1 protein-coding gene and 1 pseudogene are annotated in these 2157 nt (G+C 53.7%); both read right to left on the reverse strand.

Going from position 1 to position 2157, the window contains the following annotated elements:
- On the reverse strand, positions 1-1465 hold a 1465-nt coding region (locus ACEW8P_RS16665; protein WP_373514204.1), incomplete at its 3' end, for a RagB/SusD family nutrient uptake outer membrane protein.
- A gap of 19 nt (positions 1466-1484) precedes the next feature.
- Positions 1485-2157 (reverse strand): annotated as a pseudogene (locus ACEW8P_RS16670) (SusC/RagA family TonB-linked outer membrane protein); the annotation flags it as partial.

Below are 2157 nucleotides of genomic sequence, written 5' to 3' on the forward strand. Positions count from 1 at the left end.
CCACACTGCCCCCGTCAGTTTTGTAAAAATGGAAGGTTTTCTTTTCCCCTTCCTTATAAGCGGCGCGGCGACGCACCACGTTGAGGTACTCTGCGGCCTTGGCGTAGTTGCCTTTCCGGCCATAGGCTTCGGCGGCAATCAAATACGTCTCGGCCAGCCAAAATAGCTTGAAGTCGAGCCGCCCGTCCATATCGTTCACGCCAATGCGGGTCGGGTCGAGCATGTACTGATAATGGGGGAAGAAGCGGTCTGTCCATTTGTTTTTGGGAAAAAACACGTAGGGCTTTTTGGCGATTTCCGCATCGCTGATGCCTTTGTCGAAAGTAAAGACGATGGAAGTGTCGCCTTTGGCAAACTTGGGCTTTCCCACCAGGTCGGAACTCGGTGCGCTGGCAGCGGTCCACTTCTGAATTTTGGAAACGTTGTTGGTATTGGCAAAGAAGACCGTCTTGTACGCTTTGTAAAAACGCGAGTCTATCTTGCGGTTGAAGAGGTTGAACAGATACTCCGTGGGCATCAGCCGCACGTACGCCCGGCCGTTCAAGATGTCGCGATCCATGCCTCCGCCGGGAATGTTGTCATACTGCGCCACATAGAATAGATGCGAATTATTGCCTCCTCCATTGGCGATGGTGTTGGGGGTATATTGAATGGCAAACAGTACGTCCTTGTTTTTTTCGTTGTCGAAGCGGTGGGCGTCGTCAAAGTCCGGCGTCAGGCCGCCTTTGAAGGCGATAACTTTCTCAGCGTAGAAGGCCGCACTGTCCATGTCGGTGGGCTTTTGGCCGCGCTGGTCCTGCACCGCGCTGCCGCGCGTCAGGTACACATCGGCCAGCAGGTGCTGGGCCGCCGCGCGGGTGGGCCGGGCGTAGTCGGCCTGAGTTTCGGGAAGGTTGGTGGCGGCATAAACCAAATCCGTGATGATCGCCTTATATACGTCAGCCACCGCTGCCCGTTCGAAATCATCCTTCACCACCAGGTTTTCTTCCAGCAGCAGCGGTATTTTGCCGAAAGTCTGCACCAGCATGAAGTAGTAGTAGCCCCGCAGAAAACGTACCTCGGCCTGACGTTTCACTTTGGCCTCGGCGGTACGCAAGGCACCTGTTGCCGTTACATTCGGTAGCCGATTGATGGCGATATTGGCCGAGTTGATCCCCTTATAATAATTGTTCCAAAGGCTACTGAAATTGCCGTTGGTGGAATTGATATCCGCCGTATAAAGGTGAAACTCATTGCCCGACGACACGCGGGTGTTGGTGCCGATGTCGGTACCCAGGTTGCTCAGCCGGATACCCGGCTCCCCGGACCAGAAGCGTAACGGTTCGTAGGCGGCCCACACCAGGGCCTCGATGCCTTTCTCGGTATTATAAAATTCGTAGCTAATGTTGGATACCTGCTTCTCATCCAAAAAATCCTCGCAGGAAAAGCAGCCTACCGCCAGTAAAATCAGAATATACTTTTTCATTTTTTTGCTCGATTTACGATTAAAAGGTCAAGTTAACACCCAGCATGTAGGTCGTCACGCTCGGCGTGATGAGTCCGGTGGAGCCTTCGGGATCAGGTCCACGGAATTTGGTGATTAGCAGCGGATTCAAAGCCGACACGTACACGCGGAAGTTAGAGGTACGCAGCCGGTTCTGTACGGCAGCGGGCAGTTTATAGCCCAGCGTGATGTTCCTGACGCGCACGAACGACCCGTCCTGGTAGCGTATCACGTTGCCGTTGAGCGGTACCCGACGACCTGCCACGGGCCTGGGGAAAGAATTAGTGGGGTTGTTAGGCGTCCAGTAGTCCACATTCAACCAGTTGTTGCGGGCCTCGTATTCCAGATTCTGGTAAACATTGATCATTTGGCCCCGGCGGGCGAAAATCAAAAAATTGAGGTCAAAGCCCTGGTACTCGACGCTGGTATTGAGGGAGCCGATCCACTTCGGTACCGCGCTGCCCAGAATCACGCGGTCGTCGGCGTTAATCTTGTTGTCGCCGTTCGTGTCCTGAATCTTGATTTCGCCCGGTGCGAAGCTGCCGCCATTGTCGTTGTATTGTTTGATGAGGGCTTTGTCGGCTTCGGTATTCTGGAAAATCCCAATTTTCTTCAAATCGTAATACGTATTGACAGGCGAGCCAATGAACCATTGGTTGCCCACATCGTCCAAC

It is taken from the genome of Persicitalea sp., assembly GCF_041751555.1.
In the GTDB taxonomy this organism is placed as follows: domain Bacteria; phylum Bacteroidota; class Bacteroidia; order Cytophagales; family Spirosomataceae; genus Persicitalea.